At 64.9% G+C, this 17,492-nt stretch carries 17 protein-coding genes; 7 read left to right on the top strand and 10 right to left on the bottom strand.

Annotation, left to right across the window (positions count from 1 at the left end; genetic code table 11):
• Nucleotides 1–105: 105 nt before the first annotated feature.
• Together ACPJW8_RS02170 and ACPJW8_RS02165 are read right to left on the bottom strand one after the other, a co-directional pair.
• On the bottom strand, nucleotides 106–702 hold the full coding sequence (locus ACPJW8_RS02170; protein WP_330189436.1) for a hypothetical protein: 597 nt from the start codon (nucleotides 700–702) through the stop codon (nucleotides 106–108).
• Between the two features lie 10 nt (nucleotides 703–712).
• Complete coding sequence (locus ACPJW8_RS02165) at nucleotides 713–1,861, bottom strand: zinc-dependent alcohol dehydrogenase (protein ID WP_330189437.1); 1,149 nt, start codon at nucleotides 1,859–1,861, stop codon at nucleotides 713–715.
• Between the two features lie 94 nt (nucleotides 1,862–1,955).
• Between ACPJW8_RS02165 and ACPJW8_RS02160 the strand changes: the two genes are divergently transcribed.
• Complete coding sequence (locus ACPJW8_RS02160; RefSeq protein ID WP_330189438.1) at nucleotides 1,956–2,543, top strand: DinB family protein; 588 nt, start codon at nucleotides 1,956–1,958, stop codon at nucleotides 2,541–2,543.
• Here the strand turns inward: ACPJW8_RS02160 and ACPJW8_RS02155 are convergent.
• Complete coding sequence (locus tag ACPJW8_RS02155) at nucleotides 2,540–3,409, bottom strand: SDR family oxidoreductase (protein WP_330189439.1); 870 nt, start codon at nucleotides 3,407–3,409, stop codon at nucleotides 2,540–2,542. The two genes, ACPJW8_RS02160 and ACPJW8_RS02155, sit on opposite strands and share 4 nt — an antisense overlap.
• 100 nt (nucleotides 3,410–3,509) lie before the next feature.
• On the opposite strand from ACPJW8_RS02155, the gene ACPJW8_RS02150 reads away from it, so the two are divergent.
• Nucleotides 3,510–3,908: a helix-turn-helix domain-containing protein gene (locus ACPJW8_RS02150; protein WP_330189440.1), complete on the top strand. Its 399-nt coding sequence runs from the start codon at nucleotides 3,510–3,512 to the stop codon at nucleotides 3,906–3,908.
• Here ACPJW8_RS02150 and ACPJW8_RS02145 read toward each other — a convergent pair.
• The gene (locus ACPJW8_RS02145) at nucleotides 3,875–4,624 is read right to left on the bottom strand and encodes a 3-hydroxybutyrate dehydrogenase (RefSeq protein ID WP_330189441.1); all 750 of its coding nucleotides are present in this window, start codon (nucleotides 4,622–4,624) and stop codon (nucleotides 3,875–3,877) included. The genes ACPJW8_RS02150 and ACPJW8_RS02145 overlap by 34 nt on opposite strands.
• Before the next feature lie 197 nt (nucleotides 4,625–4,821).
• Here ACPJW8_RS02145 and ACPJW8_RS02140 point away from each other — a divergent pair, with 197 nt between their 5' ends.
• Nucleotides 4,822–5,724 (top strand): LysR family transcriptional regulator, encoded by a 903-nt coding sequence (locus ACPJW8_RS02140; protein WP_330189442.1) that lies wholly within the window; start codon nucleotides 4,822–4,824, stop codon nucleotides 5,722–5,724.
• Nucleotides 5,725–5,881: 157 nt separating this feature from the next.
• Here the strand turns inward: ACPJW8_RS02140 and ACPJW8_RS02135 are convergent, their stop codons facing one another.
• From ACPJW8_RS02135 to ACPJW8_RS02125, 3 genes are read right to left on the bottom strand one after another with little or no spacing between them, the layout of a single operon-like run.
• Nucleotides 5,882–6,727 carry a fused MFS/spermidine synthase gene (locus ACPJW8_RS02135; RefSeq protein ID WP_330189443.1) on the bottom strand — a complete coding sequence of 282 codons (846 nt, stop codon included), beginning with the start codon at nucleotides 6,725–6,727 and terminating at the stop codon, nucleotides 5,882–5,884.
• A gap of 21 nt (nucleotides 6,728–6,748) precedes the next feature.
• Entirely contained in the window at nucleotides 6,749–8,257 is a 1,509-nt protein-coding gene (rfaE2, locus tag ACPJW8_RS02130) for a D-glycero-beta-D-manno-heptose 1-phosphate adenylyltransferase (RefSeq protein ID WP_330189444.1), read from the bottom strand.
• Nucleotides 8,254–9,693 (bottom strand): aldehyde dehydrogenase family protein, encoded by a 1,440-nt coding sequence (locus ACPJW8_RS02125; RefSeq protein WP_330189445.1) that lies wholly within the window; start codon nucleotides 9,691–9,693, stop codon nucleotides 8,254–8,256. Before ACPJW8_RS02125 ends, rfaE2 begins: the two co-directional genes overlap by 4 nt.
• A gap of 170 nt (nucleotides 9,694–9,863) precedes the next feature.
• On the opposite strand from ACPJW8_RS02125, the gene ACPJW8_RS02120 reads away from it, so the two are divergent.
• Nucleotides 9,864–11,006, top strand: coding sequence for a glycosyltransferase family 9 protein (locus ACPJW8_RS02120; RefSeq protein WP_330189446.1), 1,143 nt, complete (start codon nucleotides 9,864–9,866; stop codon nucleotides 11,004–11,006).
• A complete protein-coding gene (locus ACPJW8_RS02115; protein ID WP_330189447.1) occupies nucleotides 10,990–11,427 on the top strand; it encodes a VOC family protein in 438 nt (145 codons plus the stop codon). The genes ACPJW8_RS02120 and ACPJW8_RS02115 overlap by 17 nt, the downstream gene beginning before the upstream one ends.
• A 409-nt stretch (nucleotides 11,428–11,836) precedes the next feature.
• Here ACPJW8_RS02115 and ACPJW8_RS02110 read toward each other — a convergent pair whose 3' ends face one another.
• A complete protein-coding gene (locus ACPJW8_RS02110) occupies nucleotides 11,837–12,484 on the bottom strand; it encodes a hypothetical protein (protein ID WP_330189448.1) in 648 nt (215 codons plus the stop codon).
• Between the two features lie 850 nt (nucleotides 12,485–13,334).
• On the opposite strand from ACPJW8_RS02110, the gene ACPJW8_RS02105 reads away from it, so the two are divergent.
• Together ACPJW8_RS02105 and ACPJW8_RS02100 are read left to right on the top strand one after the other, a co-directional pair.
• The gene (locus ACPJW8_RS02105) at nucleotides 13,335–13,631 is read left to right on the top strand and encodes a DUF4190 domain-containing protein (protein WP_425256399.1); all 297 of its coding nucleotides are present in this window, start codon (nucleotides 13,335–13,337) and stop codon (nucleotides 13,629–13,631) included.
• 24 nt (nucleotides 13,632–13,655) lie between these two features.
• Nucleotides 13,656–14,225, top strand: a complete 570-nt coding sequence (locus tag ACPJW8_RS02100; protein WP_330189449.1) for a hypothetical protein — start codon at nucleotides 13,656–13,658, stop codon at nucleotides 14,223–14,225.
• Nucleotides 14,226–15,054: 829 nt separating this feature from the next.
• Here ACPJW8_RS02100 and istB read toward each other — a convergent pair.
• Together istB and istA are read right to left on the bottom strand one after the other, a co-directional pair.
• Nucleotides 15,055–15,843, bottom strand: a complete 789-nt coding sequence (gene istB / locus ACPJW8_RS02095) for an IS21-like element helper ATPase IstB (RefSeq protein WP_330194299.1) — start codon at nucleotides 15,841–15,843, stop codon at nucleotides 15,055–15,057.
• Nucleotides 15,840–17,384, bottom strand: coding sequence for an IS21 family transposase (gene istA, locus ACPJW8_RS02090; RefSeq protein WP_330194300.1), 1,545 nt, complete (start codon nucleotides 17,382–17,384; stop codon nucleotides 15,840–15,842). Before istA ends, istB begins: the two co-directional genes overlap by 4 nt.
• Between the last annotated feature and the right edge of the window lie 108 nt (nucleotides 17,385–17,492).

Genomic DNA, 17,492 nt, shown 5'->3' with positions numbered 1-17,492 from the left:
ATGCGCCTGCCGACGATGCCGCCGGGCCCGCCACGCGGCAACAGAGTCTGTAATACCGGACAGTGATGGGTTCAGAGTCCGACGGCGGGTGGTCCTCGGCGTGCTTTATGGCAGCTGGTGCCGCCCCGCCGCAGTCCGCCGTGCCGCCGCCTTCGCCAGCGCCCGCCCGGCGACCACCGCCGCCCCTCCCGCGGCAACCCACGGTCCGAACACCAGGACCGGGTCCATCCACACATGCCCAAGGTCCGCCTTCCTGCCCTTGCGCGAGAACACCGGATGGTGCCGGAATTCGGCCAGCACCCCGCTTTCCGTTACGGGGTTGTCCGGACGCGCCGTGGCGAAGGAGCGGACGTGGCTTTCCACGGCGTCCGCCCGGTCCGCGAGGATCAGGAGCAGCCAGTGCGCTGCCCGGGCCTCGCTGTAGGTGTAGGCGCGGCGGCGGATAACCCCCGGGATTCCCTTTGGCGGGCAGGTGGTGCCGTAAACGGGAGGCAGCGTGAGGTGTTCAATGGAGCGTTCGCGCGGCGTCTTCTCTTCCTGTCGGTCCGGGAATTCCCAGTGCGCGCCCGTGACCAGATCCCTGCGCTCGCGCGGCACGGATGGCCTGTCCGCTGGGTCCAGGTCCACTCCCCAACCGGGAATCCTGGCCTTCAGTTCATCGGTAACCAGCACTTTCGGCGGCTGGTCTGCGGTGTAGGGCATAACGGCCTCCTCAGGCTGCGTTAGGGGTCAGGACCGGCTTAATGCAGTTGTCCAGCTTGTTGGAGAACAGGTGGTATCCCTCCGCGATGTGTTCCAGCGGGATCCTGTGGGTGATCAGCTCAGATGGTTTGAGGTATCCGTTACGGACGTGCTCAAACAGACGCGGCCACTGCCGTTTCACGGGGCACTGGTTCATCCGTAACGTGAGGCCCTTGTTCATGGCGTCGCCGAATTTCACGGCGCTGAACATGGGCCCGTAAGCTCCCAGCACCGCCACCGTCCCGGCCTTGCGGACGGAGTCGATGGCCCAGTTCAGCGCCACCGGAGAGCCACCCTGCAGCTTCAGCTTGGCCGCGGTGATGTGCTGCGTCAGGTTACCTACCGCCTCGGCCCCCACCGCTTCAATCACGACGTCGGCACCCAGTCCCTCGGTGATCTTCTTCAGGTGCACCACAACGTCGTTGTACTCAACGAAATTGCACGTCTCGGCATGGGCAAAGATGCGGGCCTTTTCGAGGCGGTAGTCCAGGTGGTCCACCACGATGACGCGTCCTGCGCCCATGAGCCAGGCGGACTGCGCCGCCACGAGGCCTACGGGGCCGGCCCCAAAAACAACGACGGTATCCCCCTCGCCAATACCGCCCAGCTGCGCCCCGAAGTATCCGGTGGGGACTGCGTCGGTGAGCATCACGGCGTCGTCCTCGCTCATCCATTCAGGAATGGGCGAAGGCCCCACGTCCGCGAACGGGACCCGGACGAATTCCGCCTGGCCGCCGTCGTACCCTCCACAGGTGTGCGAATACCCGTAGATCCCGCCCACGGCTGTTGCGTTGGGATTGACGTTGTGGCAGTTGGAGTAGAGGCCGCGGGCGCAGAAGTAGCAGGTGCCGCAGAAGATGTTGAAGGGCACCATCACGCGGTCCCCCGGCAGCAGATGCTGCACGGACGGGCCAACCTCGTGCACCTCGCCAACGAATTCGTGGCCGAAGGTACTGCCCACCCGGGTGTCCGGCATCATGCCGTGGTACAGGTGCAGATCGGAACCGCAGATGGCCGCCCGGGTAACCCGGACAATGGCATCGTTGGGGTGCTCGATCTGCGGAATGTCCTTGTCCTCAACGCGGATTTTGTAGGGCCCGCGGTACACCATGGCCTTCATCCTGGCCGCCTTCCGTTGGGAGTTCTTAAATAGTAACCATGCTTACTATTTAAGAACAGGAAGGTGTGTCGGCGGTCCTTGGTAGAGTCCGGCAATGGACCAAAAGGAAATCCTGCACAAGTACCTCCGCACCCGCCGCGAGAATCTCCTGGCGAAACTCGACGGCCTGGACGAATACAGCATCCGCAGGCCAATGACGCCCACCGGCACCAACCTGCTGGGCCTGGTAAAGCACGTGGCCAGCGTGGAGCTGGGCTACCTCACTGACGTTTTCGGGCGTCCCACGGGCCGCGTCCTGCCATGGTTCAGCAATGACGCCGAGCCGGACGCCGACTTCTGGGCCGCCCCTGATGAGACACGGGAATCGATCATCGAGCTGCACCACTTCAGCGCAGCGGCCTCGGACGCCACCATCAACGAACTGGACCTAGACGCGCCAGGGCATGTGTCTTGGTGGCGGGAAGACCGCCGCGATGTGACCCTGCAGCAAATACTGGTGCACGTGAGCGTGGAAACGGCACACCACCTGGGGCACGCGGACATCCTGCGGGAACTCATCGACGGCGGTGTGGGCCAGGGCGCCGCAGACCCAAACGTCACGCCACGCTCCGCTGAAGACTGGGCGGCGCACCGGGAACGGATTGAGTCTGCGGCGCGGAAGGCTGGTGCAGGCGGGCTTTAGCGGGTGGGTTCCAGAGCGTCCACGGACTCCCTGACTGCCTGCTGCATGCTGGTGGCCGGGCGGCCCAGCAGTGTGGCCAGGTCTGAACCGCTGACCAGCAGGTCGCCGCGGGCAATGCCGAGGTCCGAGTCCGCCAGGATTTCCGCGAAGGGCCCTGGCACGCCGGCACCCTCGAGCAGCTTGGCGAAGTCCTCTGCGGGCAGGTCGTGGTAGCTGACCTCCTTGCCGGCAGCGGCACCCACTTCAGCGGCAAGCCCGGAAAGGCTGAATGCCTCGCCGCCGAGTTCGTACACCTTGCCGGCCTGGCCTTCGGATACGAGGACCGCTGCCGCAGCTTCGGCGTAGTCGGCACGAGTGGCGGCGCTGACGCGGCCCTCCCCTGCGCTGCCGCTCACGCCGTACTCCAGGTACGTGGGGATCTGTGCCGTGTAGTTTTCCAGGTACCAGCTGTTGCGCAGGAGGGCGAAAGGCACGCCCGATTCCTTGAGCAGTTCCTCCGTGGCATGGTGCTCGGCCGCGAGCTTCATGCCGGTGGTGCCGGCGTTGGCAATGCTGGTGTAGGCGAGCAGTTCCACGCCCTCAGCCTTGGCGGCCTCGATCACCGCGCGGTGCTGCCCAACACGCTTGCCCACCTCGCTGCCGGAGATCAGCAGCACCTTCTGCGCACCCTTCAACGCCTCGGAAACGGAAGCGGCGTCGTCGTAATCCATGGCCTTGACCTGCACTCCGCGGGCGGCGAATTCGGCCAGCTTTTCGGTGGAACGTCCGACGGCGACAATCTCCTCCGCCGGTACGTTGCGGTTCAGGAGGGCTTCCAGGACGAGGCGTCCGAGGTGTCCGGTGGCTCCGGTGATGACGATGCTCATGTGATTCCCTTTCGGTGGCTTGCGCTGTCATGGGTGCCAACCGGGCCGCCCGCCCATTACTTCCCAAAAGAGAGTACGCACTTTGAAGTAAGGTACTCACATGGAAGTTAGTTTTGACCCGTCCCGGGCTTCTGTGGCCCTGCAGGACGGAATTTTTCCTGCCGGCTGCCCCAGCCGCACAGTACTGGACCACATCACCAGCAAGTGGGGCGTCCTGGTCCTGCTGGCCCTCTCCGAGCGCGCGCATCGCTGGAGCGAGCTGCGCCGGCGGGCGGACGGCATCAGCGAGAAGATGCTGGCCCAGACGCTGAAGACCCTTGAACAGGACGGCCTGGTGCACCGCGAATCGCAGCCGGTCATTCCGCCGCGCGTGGATTACAGCCTCACTCCCCTTGGCACAGAGGCGGCAAGCCTGCTGGTCCCGCTGGCCACCTGGGCGTTCGACAACGCCGAAAGAATCGTGGGTCAGCGCGCGGACCAGCCACCGTCCATGGTGTAGCTGGCGCCGGTGACCATTCCCGCGGGATCGGACACCAGCCAGCCCACCAGGGACGCCATCTCCTCCGGCTCCACCAGCCGCTTGATGGCGGATTCGGTGAGCATCACCTTGGCCAGCACCTCCGATTCCGGGATACCGTGCACCAGGGCCTGGTCCGCGATCTGCTTCTCCACCAGCGGCGTCCGGACGTAACCGGGATTGATGCAGTTGGACGTGACCCCGTGCTCCCCGCCCTCCAGCGCCGTCACCTTGCTCAGCCCTTCCAGGCCGTGCTTGGCGGAAACGTACGCGCTTTTGAACGGGGAGGCACGGAGGCCGTGCACCGAGGAGACGTTGATGATCCGGCCGAACCTGCTGGCATACATGTGCGGCAGCGCGGCCCGGATCAGCAGGAACGGCGCTTCAAGCATCAGCGTGATGATGCGGCGGAAGTCCGCAGGATCGAACTCCTCGATGGGGCTAACCCGCTGGATCCCGGCGTTGTTCACCAGGATGTCGCAGTCCAGGCTCAGGGTTCCGAGCGCGTCCACATCCAGCAGGTCAATGGTCCAGGCGGTGCCGCCCACCTCATCGGCGAGGGCGGCTGCTCCGGCGGTGTCGACGTCGGCCACCACCACTTTTGCCCCGCGGGCGGCGAGCTCACGCACGCACGCCGCCCCGATGCCGCTGGCACCGCCTGTGACCAGCGCCTTCCGGCCGTTCAGATTGTTCTCCATTGCAGTGCCCTTCCGGCAGTCAGCGTAAGCAGCTCGTCCACGTAGCGGATGGTCCGGTCAGCGGACGCTGGCGGATGCCGTTGCCAAGGCCTTCGCGCTTCGCATCGGCCACGGCAACTTGCTTCAACTGAGTGTTCCTGCACGACCGATACCCATCAATAACCACTTTGGCACGCGATATGTGCACAATTGCAGATATGAAGGCAAACCCTGATGACCTCCTGATCCTGCTGGCGGTGTCCCGTTCCGCAAAATACACGACGGCGGCACAAACCCTGGGACTGAACCACACCACTGTTTCGCGCCGGATAGCAGCGCTGGAGAAAGCCCTCGGCGGCCGGGTGCTGGCACGTGCTGCCGGCGGCTGGGAAGTCACCGACCTGGGAGCGGAAGCCGTACGGGTCGCGGAACAGGTGGAAGCTGCGGTGGGCACGCTCGGAGCGCCCGGCGAGGCACCGGACCCCATTGCCGGCGTCGTACGCATGACCGCAACTGACGGCTTCAGCGCCTACATCGCCGCACCCGCCGTGGCACGGCTCCGGCGGCAGCACCCCCGCCTGAGCGTGGAAGTGGTGACCATGACGCGGCGGGCGCTGCAGCAACGGTCCGGGCTGGACATCGAAGTAGTGGTGGGCGAACCGCAGGTGCACCGGGCGGAGGCGATCCGGCTGGGCGAGTACATGCTGGGGATGTACGCCTCACGCGCCTACCTCGCCGAAAACGGGACACCCTCCACCGTGGAGGAGGTGACGGAACATCCGCTGGTGTACTTCGTGGACTCGATGCTCCAGGTGGACGACCTGGACGCGCCCCGTCGGCTGGTCCCGGCGATGCGCGACGGCCTCACCTCCACCAACGTCTTTGTCCACGTGGAAGCCACCCGCGCCGGAGCCGGGATCGGGTTCCTGCCCTGCTTTATGGGCGACCTGCACGACGACCTGGTCCGCCTGCTGCCCGGCGACTTCGCCGAGCTGCTCCCCTACTGGATGGTGCTGCGTCCAGATTCGATGCGCCGCCCCGCGGTAGCCGCCGTCGTACGTGCTTTGCACGAAGAAGTTGCCGCGCACCAGGACGCACTGCTGGGGCGGCGCGGAGGTTGAGCCCCCGGTGGTTGAGCCTGTCGAAACCCCCGGTGGTTGAGCCCGTCGAAACCCCCGGTGGTTGAGCCCGTCGAAACCCCCGGTGGTTGAGCCTGTCGAAACCGGATCTCGGGTTTCGACAAGCTCAACCACAAGCTCGATCACCGGGCCGGCTCGATCACAGGGCTTGCGGGTCGTGGCGGACCGGGGCTCCCTTGGCGAAGGCGCGGACCTGGGCGTCGTTCCAGATGTGGGCGGGGACGGCACCTCCCAGGAGGCGGCGGGCGAGGGAGGGATCGTCGTCGAACGGCTTGTCGGAGCCTGCCATGATCATGTTGCCGTAGCGGCGGCCCTTGAGCATGGCGGGATCGGCAATGAGGGCCGTGTATTCGAAGGCGGCGGCGATGGTGGCGGCGTCTTCGCGGGCGTTCTTCAGGTCCGGGGCGTCGCCGGAGTTGACCACGTAGATGCCGCCGGGGGCCAGGACGTTGCGGACGTGGCCGATGAACTCGAGCGTGGTGAGCGGGCGCGGGGTCAGCGAGCCGGAGAAGACGTCCCGGATGATGAAGTCGCGGGTGTCCGGGGTGAGCGATTCGGTGACCTGGCGGGCCTCGCCCACACGGAGCCGGAGCAGCGGGGCCCTGGGGAGGTCGAACCAGCCGCGGACGTAATCGGCCAGCTTCCCGTCCAGTTCCACCACTACCTGGCGTGCGTCCGGGTAGGCGGCGTGGAAGTACCGGGCCATGGAGCAGGCGCCGCCGCCAAGGTGCAGGCCGCGCAGCTTGTATCCAACCGGGCTTCCCGCAGAAGCCGGTGGCCAGCGGGATTCAATGAGCGCAGCGATCCAGCGCATGTACTCGAAGTCCAGGAACAGCGGATCGGCAAGGTCGATGTGAGAGCTCATCACGCCGTTGATTTTGAGCAGCCAGCCGGTGGAATTGTCCTGGTCCGCGATCAGTTCGCAGTCCCCGGTGTCGATGTAATAAACGCCCTCAACGGGACCACCAGCCCGGGTTTTTGTCATGGCTCCAAGCCTAATCCACCCTCAGGCTTCCACCTCCCGCGCACCGTTACGGATCCGCTCCACCACGGCACTGGTTGACTGCTCGGCAACGTAGTCCAGGATGGCCACCTCACCGCCGCATTCCTCCACGGCTGAGGTCTCCGCGAGCATGGCGGGCGTGTAGTCCCCGCCCTTCGCATAGATTTCCGGGCGGATCTGCTGGATCAGCGGAATGGGCGTGGGGGTGTCGAAGACCGTCACGTAATCCACGCAGCTCAGCGCACCGATCACCGCGGCCCGGTCCGCCACATGGTTGATGGGCCTGCCTGGCCCTTTGAGCTTGCGGACGGACTCGTCACTGTTCAGGGCCACCACCAGCACATCGCCCAGCTGACGGGCCTGGTTCAGGTACCGGGTGTGGCCGCGGTGCAGGACGTCGAAGCAGCCGTTGGTCAGCACAATCCGTTTCCCGTGGGCACGTTCGGACTCCAGCCGGGCCATCAGTTCCGTGGGTTCCAGGGTGGTTTCGGCGAAGCTGCCCAGGTACCTGCTGAGCTCCTCGGTGCGGCAAATGGCGGTACCGGCCTGCTGCACCACAACATCCGCGGCCGCCTGCGCCAGGTCCAGACTGGTGGTGAGCGGCAGCCCGCAGGCCCGCCCAATAGTCAATGCAGCCACGAACGTATCCCCTGCACCGGAGGCCTGCTTTTCTGTGGCGGGACGCGCCCAGGTCCTGTGCGAGGTGCCGTCCGTCAGGAGGATTGTGCCGTCCCGGTCCAGCGTGGCGACGACGGCTTTGGCCCCCGTGAGCTGGAGCATCCGGTCCCGCTGCCCGGCCAGGAAAGGTGCACGCGCGGGGCCATCCGGCAGCTTGAGCCCCAGCATCCGCGAGGCTTCCATCGCGTTGGGCGTGACCAGGTCCGGTTCCAGCACGGACCAGCAGCGGGGATCGTGGGCATCCACCACTGTCAGCGGCCGCCCCTTGGCCAGCCCGACGGCGGCAGCCACCTTCCCGATCATGCCGTTTTCCAGGGTGCCGGTTCCGTAATCGCAGATGATCACGGCGTCCCTGCCGGCAACGGCCTCCGGAAGCAGGCCGGCCAGCGTGTCCGTCGCGTCCTCGGGCACCGGTGCGGCGCAGTCATCCAGCCGGAACATAATCTGGCCAGCGCTGCTGACCCGGATTTTGGTGGGGGTGACCACGCCGGGAAGCTGCAGCAGGTAGCGGACGTCCACGCCGCCGTCGTGCAGCAGTGCCTTCAGCCGTTCACCGTTGGCGTCCATTCCCACGATTCCGGCCAGTGTCACCTTCGCACCCAGGGCGGCCAGGTTCATGGCGGTGTTCGCGGCGCCGCCGGGTGAGAATTCGCGGCGGAGCAGGTCCACCACGGGCGCCGGGGCCTCCCGACACATGCGTTCGATGTTGCCGGTCCACCAGCCGTCCAGCATCACGTCACCGATCACCGTGACTTCCGGGCGGCGTTCGGCGAGGACGTGCGGGAGCGTGTCCGAGAGGGCGCGCTGGGAGGAAAGGTCCGGGGTGGTGGTCATTGTGCACCGCCTGTTTCTTCGGGGTGACCGCCCGGCGGAGCCGCCAGGTGGACCACCTTGACGCGGGTGAATTCGTCCAGGAGTTCGGGCCCGTAGCCGAAGCCCTGCCCACTGATGCCGCGTGGCTGCGCTGATCCGCCGGGAGCGCCGCCGAACACCGCGTTGACCTTTACGGTGCCCACGGGCAGGCCGGCGATGGCCTGCTGCGCATGCTCCAGGTTCCCCGTCAGGACAGTGGCGGCCAGCCCGTAATCGCCGGAGGCCGCCAGGGACAGCCCCTCCGCGAACGATTCCACCACCCGCACCGGTGCCACGGGGCCGAAGGTTTCCCGGAGCATGATCTCCATGGTGTCCGTGCAGCCCGTCAGTACTGTTGCGGGATAAAAGGCGCCGGGCCCGTCGGGAACTTCGCCGCCCACCACCGCCTCGGCACCACGTGCCAGGGCCTCCGAAACCTGGCCCGCGACGGCGTCGCGCATGCGCGTATCCACCAGGGGCGCCAGGCTCCCATCCGTGTTCCGGCGTCGTGCTTCTTCCGCGAGTGCTTCCACAAACGGACCGGCAATGTCGCGGTGGACGTAGATGCGTTCGACGGCGGTGCAGATCTGGCCCACGTTGCTGAACGCGCCGATCGCGGCCTGTTCGGCGGCCCATTGGGGATCGACGCCGGCATCCACCAGGAGCGGATCGTTGCCGCCGTTTTCGCGGATAACGTGCGCCCCGGTCAGCATTCCGGCGCGGGCGATCCGGGCGCCGGCGTCACTGGAACCGACGTGTGCGATGACGGAGACGGCGAAGTCCTGGGTGAGGAGCATGCCGACGTCGGGCCCTCCGGAGAGCGTGCTGAACACGCCGCCGGGGAAGACCGGCTCCAGCACTTCGCCCAGTTCGCGGCCCAGGCGGGGGCAGCGTTCGCTGGGCTTGTGGATCACGGTGTTGCCGGTGACCAGTGCGGCGCCGATCAGGCCGCACGCCACGGCGACGGGATCGTTCCAGGGCGTCAGGACGGCGGCGACTCCGCGGGGTTCGGGAACCGTGTAATCGCTGGCGAGGCTGCCTCCGCGGAGGCTGTAGCCGCGGTGCAGCGGGCCGAGTTCCGCGTATTGCCGCAGTGTTCCGATTCCTGCCTCGATCCCCGCGCGCGCTTCAGGCACCGGCCGTCCCGTTTCCTGGGCGTTGGTTTCGGCGAGTTGGTTGGCGGCTTCGGCGAGCGCATCCGCGGCGGCATGCAGCAAGGCGCCACGGTCCGCACTGGGGGTCGTTTTCCAGTCCGGCCACGCCGCAGCTGCCGCGCTGATGGTGCGGCTGACCTCTTCTTCGGAGGCCGCCGGCACCTCTGAGGCGACCTCCCCGGTGCGGGGGTTCAGGACTGTCAGGACATCGGGGGCGGCGGCTTCGGTTCCGGCGCCGTTTTCCTGCTGTGTGTCAGCTTGCATGGCTACCTCCTGCGAAACACGTACCCCGGCAGGCGGCAGTTCACACACGCGTTATGGGCGGCCGGGGCTCCTTTACCCTCCTGCCGATGGCGTGCCACGCGGCCACGCATTATGGTGAGATTCATCAATTACTAAGGGGGCTTACTGTTTTGCTGCGTGAGGATCCTTCGGTGCCCGGCGAAAGTTCCGGCGTCGGGCCCGTTCTGAAAAAGTTCGACGGCGTCTCCCGGATTGCCGTGCTCCGCGGCGGCGGGCTGGGGGATCTGATGTTCGCGCTGCCTGCCGTGGCGGCGCTGAAGTCGGCGTATCCCGGCGCGACGGTGACCCTGCTGGGAACTCCGCTGCACGCGGCGCTCGCCGGGGAGGTGGAGACGCCGCTGGATGAGGTGTACGTGCTGCCGTTTGCGGAGGGCGTGCGGCCGCCGGGTCCGGACGAGGCAGAGGACCCTGCGGAACTGGACCGCTTTTTTGCGGACATGCAGTCCCGGCAGTTTGACCTGGCCGTCCAGCTGCACGGCGGCGGGCGGTTCTCCAATCCCTTCCTCCACAGGCTGGGTGCGCGGCACACCATCGGCGCCAGGACTCCCGACGCCGCTCCGCTGGACCGGTCGCTGCCCTACGTCTACTACCAGCACGAGGTGCTGCGGGCCCTGGAAATTGTGGGACTGGCCGGCGCTGCGCCTGTTGGTGTGGAGTGCCGCCTGCGTCCGCTCCCCCGGTTTGTTGATGACGTCCAGGGCAGTCCGGGCTCCGGGGTTCCCGTAGTGACCATTCATCCGGGGGCTACGGATCCGCGGCGCCGGTGGCCGGTGGAGTGCTTTGGCGAACTCGCCGCGAAGGCAATCGACGACGGCTGCCGGGTGCTGGTAGTTGGCGGCGCCGAGGATGCCCCTTTGGCCACCTCGGTGGTGGAGTTGGGGCGGCAGCAGGTTGCGCCCGAGCGTTCTTCGATGGTTCAGTCGCTGGCCGGGCAACTGGGCCTGGGGCAGCTCGCCGCCTTGTTGGCAGGCAGTTCCGTGGTGGTGGCGAACGACAGCGGACCCCGGCACCTGGCGCAGTTCCTGGGCACGCCCACCGTTGGCGTGTACTGGGCGGGGAACGTGATCAACGCGGGTCCCTTGGGCCGAATGCGGCACCGGATCCATATCTCCTGGCAGACCAGGTGCGGGGTGTGCGGCGCGGACGTCAGCCAGGTGGGCTGGACCGCGCCACGCTGCCCACATGATGAAACCCTGGTGGGGTCCGTGGCGGTGAAGGACGTTTACGCCGACGTGGTGGAGTTGGTAGCTTCAACCCATGCCCATCAAACTTGAAAACGTTGGCATCGCCGTCCGCGACCTTGAGGAAACCATCGCCTTTTTCACGGACTTGGGCCTGACGGTCATCGGCCGCGACACCGTCAGCGGCGAGTGGACCGATACCGCCGTGGGCCTTGATGGAAACCACGCCAGGATTGCGATGCTCCAGACCCCGGACGGTCAGGGCCGCCTCGAATTGTTCGAATACATCAATCCCCAGGCGATCGAGACAAACCCCACGCTGCCCAACGAGATCGGCATGCACCGCGTGGCCTTCTCCGTTGACGATATTGACCAGGCCCTCGAGGTCGCCGCAAGGCACGGCTGTCACCCGCTGCGGGGCGTGGCAACCTACGGCGACGTTTACAAGTTCACATACCTCCGCGGCCCCAGCGGCATCCTGGTGATGCTTGCCCAGGAACTCAACAAGGACTGACTCGATCCGGGTATCACCGTCCTCCAGACTTGCATTCCGGCTGAAGGCAGGAGCGTCTGAAGTGGATGCTCTCGCGTTGCAGACGACCTGGCCCCGCGTGTGAGCAGCGAGGACCTCACAATCGTGTCCCCTAGGATTTGAACGCCTCCGCGAATCTAGGCCTCCCGCGCCGTAAGAGGATCCTTTACCGGACGCTTCAGAGTGGACTTAGGCGTTGGCCCGCTGGGGAGACTGCGGGAAGCAGGCATCGAACGCCTGGGAGCACCCAACGCAATCTTCCGCGGTCTAGTAACCGAGGTCCCGGCCCCGCTCATAGCGGAACCCGGACCTCGCTTCATGCCGGCCATTCCTAGATATTGATCAGTAGACCTCAACCGAAGCAAAGAGTCTGGAACGGAATCCTCCTGGATCACGGATTCTGATCGAACCAATCCAAAGCACTCAAAGCTTTAGCTTTTGGGCGCCCTACTCGATCAACGACCGGAACCCAGGTCTTGACCGGCACATCTTCCGCAAACCATTCAAAGGCCCTCAGCGAAGGGTGGGCAGCGACAGCCTCCGGATCAGTACTACTCAAAGAGACTGCTCTTATAAGCACCAGTTCCTCCAGATGCGGCGCCTCTAGGAGCGGCCCCAACCCAGCCAGCCCTTTCATCGATCCAATCTCGACTCGTTTGAGACTCAGAAAGTTAGCGAGCGAAGGAAGAGTCCGCACTTGTGGCAATCCATAGAGGCTCAGCAGCCGAAGATTCGTTTGAGCACTTAGAGCCGACAGATCATGCAGACCACGGATCTGATTGACAGCAAGATAGCTCAACTTAGAGCAACCCTCAACGACGTCGATGGACGCCTCGGAACCCCCGCGGAGGTCTAACCACTCAAGCTGCGGCAGCGAGGCCAACAAGCCCGAAGGAATCTTTACCGCCCAGAGCGTCAGGCGCCGGACACCCGATAGCCACTCCACATCAGAGAAGTCGAGCGATGAGTGATCAATCCACACGTCACCCTCGGACCGCCACTTGGCAGCAGACTGAGCGGACTTCCGTTGAGCAACCATGACCCGAGTATGCCGCAGAACCCTTGGACCAGGACGCGCAGAGGCTGCCGGTGAGTCCCGTCAACGGCGATTAGCACTAAGACGATATGCGTAGCTACCAGCATTCCGGGACATCGGTACGTCTCACGGAAGACGGCGAAACAGTCTGAACGCTGCTGGCTCGGACTGTCCCGTAAGCCGGTGGCTCTACGGACGATTCAGCGCCCGTAAGGGGATCCCCCACCGGACGCCGTTGCAGCGGATTCCTTCGGAGTAGATTTGGAGAATGGAAGATAGGTTCGCTGATCGGGTGACGGTGCCTGATGTTGTCGGGCTGCCATTTCACGTCGGCCGCGATGTGGCAGGGGACGCCGGAGTGAGCTTGTCGAATCCTGATCCGGACGGGGCTCCCATCGGAGCCCTAGCTTGGCCCGGACTGTTCTACATCACATCGCAACGTCCCGCCGCCGGTACCATCGTCTATCGCTGGGATTCTGTGGCTGTCGAGGTCGTGGCGCACGGAGATGCGGAATCCAACGCTTGGCTGAAGCGCCCGGATGCTCCGCCCGCGGATTCGGCCCATGCCACGACTCCGCAGCCCGAGCAACGCGTCGATCTCACCGCGACAGACCCTCCATTAGAGTGACCTCGAGGGCACTAAGCATCGGGTTTGAAATACAGGCAAGGCCGAGCAACGTCGCCAATCCGCATCCACCTGCGCCAGGTAAGGGATCCTTCACCACGACGCTTGGAGGTCCGATGGGTCACCGGCATACGGGCAGCCATAATGAACAAGCTCAGGTGACCAGGCGCCCCGCGGAGACGACGGATCAGAGCTAGACTCGCTCTCACAACTAGGTTGGGGGACCAAATGAGTACACCTACAGATGCGACTCGCACAGCAACCCATGGACTGAACAAACTAGCCATTGCATCGATTGTTCTTGCTGTCATAGCAGCATCAGGGTTTTGGGTTTTTGGAGTCGCGGTTCTTGCTGTTTTTGCAGTGGGCGCTGGGCACGTTGCCCTGAATCAAATCCACCTCAGAGACGAGCGAGGCAAAGGGCTAGCAATCGCTGCTCTCGCCGTTGGGTACGGCATTGCCACACTGGCATTGATCAGCACTTTGGGGTTCATACCGAGCGTCGTCCAACAGCTGTCGCAGTAATTGCATTCAGGTAAAGGATGGGACATGGACTTTGACACACCTGTTCCTGATCCCTTTGCGGGAATGACACAGGAAGAGCGTAAACGAGCTCACGAGACTGCCATCTTAGAGATGGTTTACAGCGTCTCCCGATTTCACAGCGTGACCCCAAACGAACGTCCCGATTTCGAACTTGTTCATCGGGTGAACATGAAGCCTTTCGGCGTAGAGATCACGCAGCTGTTCGTCAACGAGTCCATTGCAAGGTTCAACTTGATCCCTGGCTACCCTCGTCGCCTGTGGTCTGGGGGCGCGCATCTGCACAAGAAGGACGTCAAAGTTCTTCAATCCGTCCGGGTGAAGGTCTCAGACAAGGACGGGAACACCCGACATCCGGATCTGCCTGCTGTCATAACAGAAACACCTAGCCTCGACGCTTTTCGCGCTCAACTTGGCAAGGTCATCCGAGGAAAATCTGAAAAGGGCTATGACTCAGCCACTTACTCCCACATCAATCTAGTCATTCTCGACTGGTTCGGTTTGGAGTTTGATGCCAGCCAATACTTGACAGAACGCTTTTTTGACGCCGACGTGAGGGCAGCCCTCTTCCAGTAAAGCCAAGGTCAGAACAAGCACGATTCCCACTGCAGCCCAAACGAGGGAAACTCGGGGATATTCAAGCGGCTTCATAGAGGTACGCCTTGAATCGTCGGATCGCCAGCAATTGACTCATTGTGTGCTTCCAAGGGCGCAATGGGCAAGACACCGACTGACCCACTAGCTAGCCACACATACCCGAGCTGCCAAGGTGTTTCCCTTTTTGTGACCCCCGGCGGTCCGGAGGAGGCCCGCCCGTAAGTCGTCCCGCAAGCCGGTCCTTTACCGGGCAATTTAAGTCAGCAGTTGCCGTGGCTTCGGACGAACGCAGCGGTAGGTCGGTAGGTTGAAGAGATGCCCCGCGAAGTCGAAAAGGTTGTCTGCCACGTCGCATGGCGGCCGTCGAGTAAACATGAATCCGACGGACTTCGGTCGGGGGATGCCACCCTGGGTGATGACCGGCGCTGGTTGGAGCGAGGCCGTCGCTTGGGGGCCCAGTTCCAATTGGCCCAATTTTGTGGAGCGAGGCGACGCTGCGACAGCAATTCGACTGCCACGCGTTCGGAAACGCTTTTGCTGGCACCTGGAATCTCGAACGGTTCCGCCCGGATCGCAAAACAGTCTGGACCAACGGCGTGGCTTTCCACCATTGCAACTGGGAAACAGCAAATCTCCATTGAAACATGATCATGAGGAGTCATATCGAATGAGCGTGTCAATGGCCATTAGATTCTGCCCATGGGCGGCCAGTTGATGTGCCCGCTGGTGGCCAGTAAAACTGCCCGGTGATGGCCAACAGATCTGCCCACTGATTGGTTTCGGCGGGGTTGGCCATCGTCTGTTTTGGTCAGGTCAGGCGGGCGACTCCTTTTCCGGCGAGGGCCTGGGTGAGGCGGACGGAATCGCCGCTGGTCTGGCAGACGTGGGCGTGGTGCAGCAGCCGGTCAACGGTCGCGGTGGCGAGGGTCTTGGGCATGAGCTCATCGAACCCAGCCGGGTGAAGGTTGGAGCTGATCGCGACGGAGCGCTTCTCGTAGGCTGCGTCAACCACCCGGTAGAGGCCTTCGGCGGCGTCAGTGGCCACCGGCAGCAGGCCAATATCGTCAATGACCACGAGCTCGGCGCGGAGGATCCGGGCGACAGCCCGGGTGACGCTGTCGTCAGTGCGATGGGCGCGAATGAGGACGCCGAGGTCCTCGAGCCGGAACCAGGCAACCCGCATCCCGGCTTCGACGGCCTGCTGACCGAGGGCTTCGAGGAAGAAGGTTTTCCCGGTGCCTGAGGGTCCGCAGACGACCAGGTTTTCCCTGCGGGTGATCCATTCCAAGGTCCGGAGGGCCTGTTGGGTTGGGGCGGGGATAGAGGACGCTGCAGGGTCCCAGGCCTCGAAGGTCTTCCCGGTCGGGAAGCCAGCTGCTTTGCGGCGGGAGGCGAGCATGGACCGGGCCCGGCCAGCGGCTTCCTCGGCGAAGAGGGCCTTGATGACCTCGGCCGGTTCCCACCGCTGGGCGCGGGCGGTCGCGATCAGGTCCGGGGCCAGTGCCCGGGCGTGGGGCATTTTCAGGGACCGCATCAGGGCCTCCAGGTCCGCCGGCAGCGGCGGAGCGGCGGTGTTGGTCGTGGTGACGGGGCTCATCGGGCCTCCTCCCTGGCGGTGTTCTTGGCGGTGCTGTTCAGTGCGGAGTTGCCCATCGCGGCCCACGCACTGGTGCCTTGCGTGAGGGATGTCGCTTCGTTGGCTGTGTGGGTGGTGGTGCGGCGGATGCTGGCGTTCAGGATCGAGGCGAGGTCCTGGTGCGCGAACCGGCCATGCAGGGCCGCGTCGCCGAGGGCGCGGTCGACCTGGTCGGTGCCGGCGATTTTGGCTAGGGCGACGGCTTCTGCCATTTTCACGTTCATCCGTGCCGTTCCGGCCGCGGCGGCCTCGATCAGCCAAGTTCTGGCGCCTTCGCCGATGGCCAGGAACGCTGCCTCGTCGGCGCTGCGGGCCCTGACCTCGTAGTCGCCGGGGACCTTTGTCCGGGTTCCGGGGAAGTGGTCATCGTTGATGGCAGGGCTGCCGGGCCGGGCCCGGTCGTGGCGGGCGACTTCGACCGGACCGGTCGTGCCGTGGTGGACGATGATGACCTGCTCGCCGGGCCCGGTCCCGTGGGTGCGGACGAACACGCGGGCTCCGAGCAGGTGTGCCGGGACGGAGTATTGGGCGTTTTCGAAGGTGACCATCGGGGTGTTCTCCGGAACGGTGCGGGCGAGGCCGAACGCGACGGTGTGGGCGGTGTCCGGGATCCGGTGCAACCGCGGGGCTTCCTCGGCGAGCATGGCCGCGGGTTTGCGGCGCGTCGTCCGGTGCTCACGGTGATTGACCTCGTCCATGAACGCCAGGCAGGCGGTTTCGAGTTCGGCGAAGGTGGCATATTCGTCGCGGAGGTTGGTGTCTTTGGGCACGATGTCGGCCTTGGCGAGCTTCACGGACGCTTCCACCCCGCCTTTAGTGGCCGGGTCCGCGGGCTGACAGGTCAGCACGGTCACCCCGTAGTGCCGGGCGAAGTCCAAGGTCTGCTGGTTCCGGACCGGGACCCCGGCAACGTGGGCGGTGGTGACAGTCTTCTCGTTGTCCGTCAGCACATACGTCGGTGCACCGCCGAGAATCCGAAAGCACCGGTCCAGGGCCGCGAACACGCTCGGCGCCGTCCGGTCCTTCAGCGGGATCACGATGCGGAAGCGGGAGAACGCCAGCCAGGCAACGAACAGGATGGTCTTCACCCCGCCGATCCGGGGCCCGTCGCCGAAGTCGTACTGCAACCACATCCCAGGCTCGGTGATCCACGGCCGGTGGAGGCGGGTGTGGCCCAGCCGCCACGCGGCCTTGACCTGCGCAATCGCCCGGCGGGTGGACCGCTCCGAACCCGTGTAGCCCAGAGCAAGGAGCTTTTCGTGGGCCTTATCGGCACGGATCCTCCCCTTGGACGCTTCGATCCATTCCTCGATCTTGGGCAGGAACGCATCGGTGACCCGGCCCCGGACCGGCGGTTCGCCGATCGGCCTGCCAGCATCCCGGGCGGCGACGTGTTTGGCAACGGTGTGGTGCGAGCAGCCGGTGAGCTCCGCGGTGGCGCGCAATGATCCGGTCAGATCGTAGGCAGCAAGAATTTCCATGATTTCTCCGTCAGACTTCATACAGGGCCTCTTCCTGGTTCGCTTGGTGCGCTTAGACACCGTCATCAAACCCCAGGGAGAGGCCCCCACCGCATAAGCACGCGGTCGTTTCAGTAAGGAAGTGGGCAG

Origin of the sequence: Pseudarthrobacter sp. J47 (genome assembly GCF_049810315.1) — a bacterium.
Classification (GTDB): domain Bacteria; phylum Actinomycetota; class Actinomycetes; order Actinomycetales; family Micrococcaceae; genus Arthrobacter.
The sequence above is the reverse complement of the archived record's forward strand: the minus strand, read 5'-3'. Positions and strand labels throughout refer to the sequence as shown.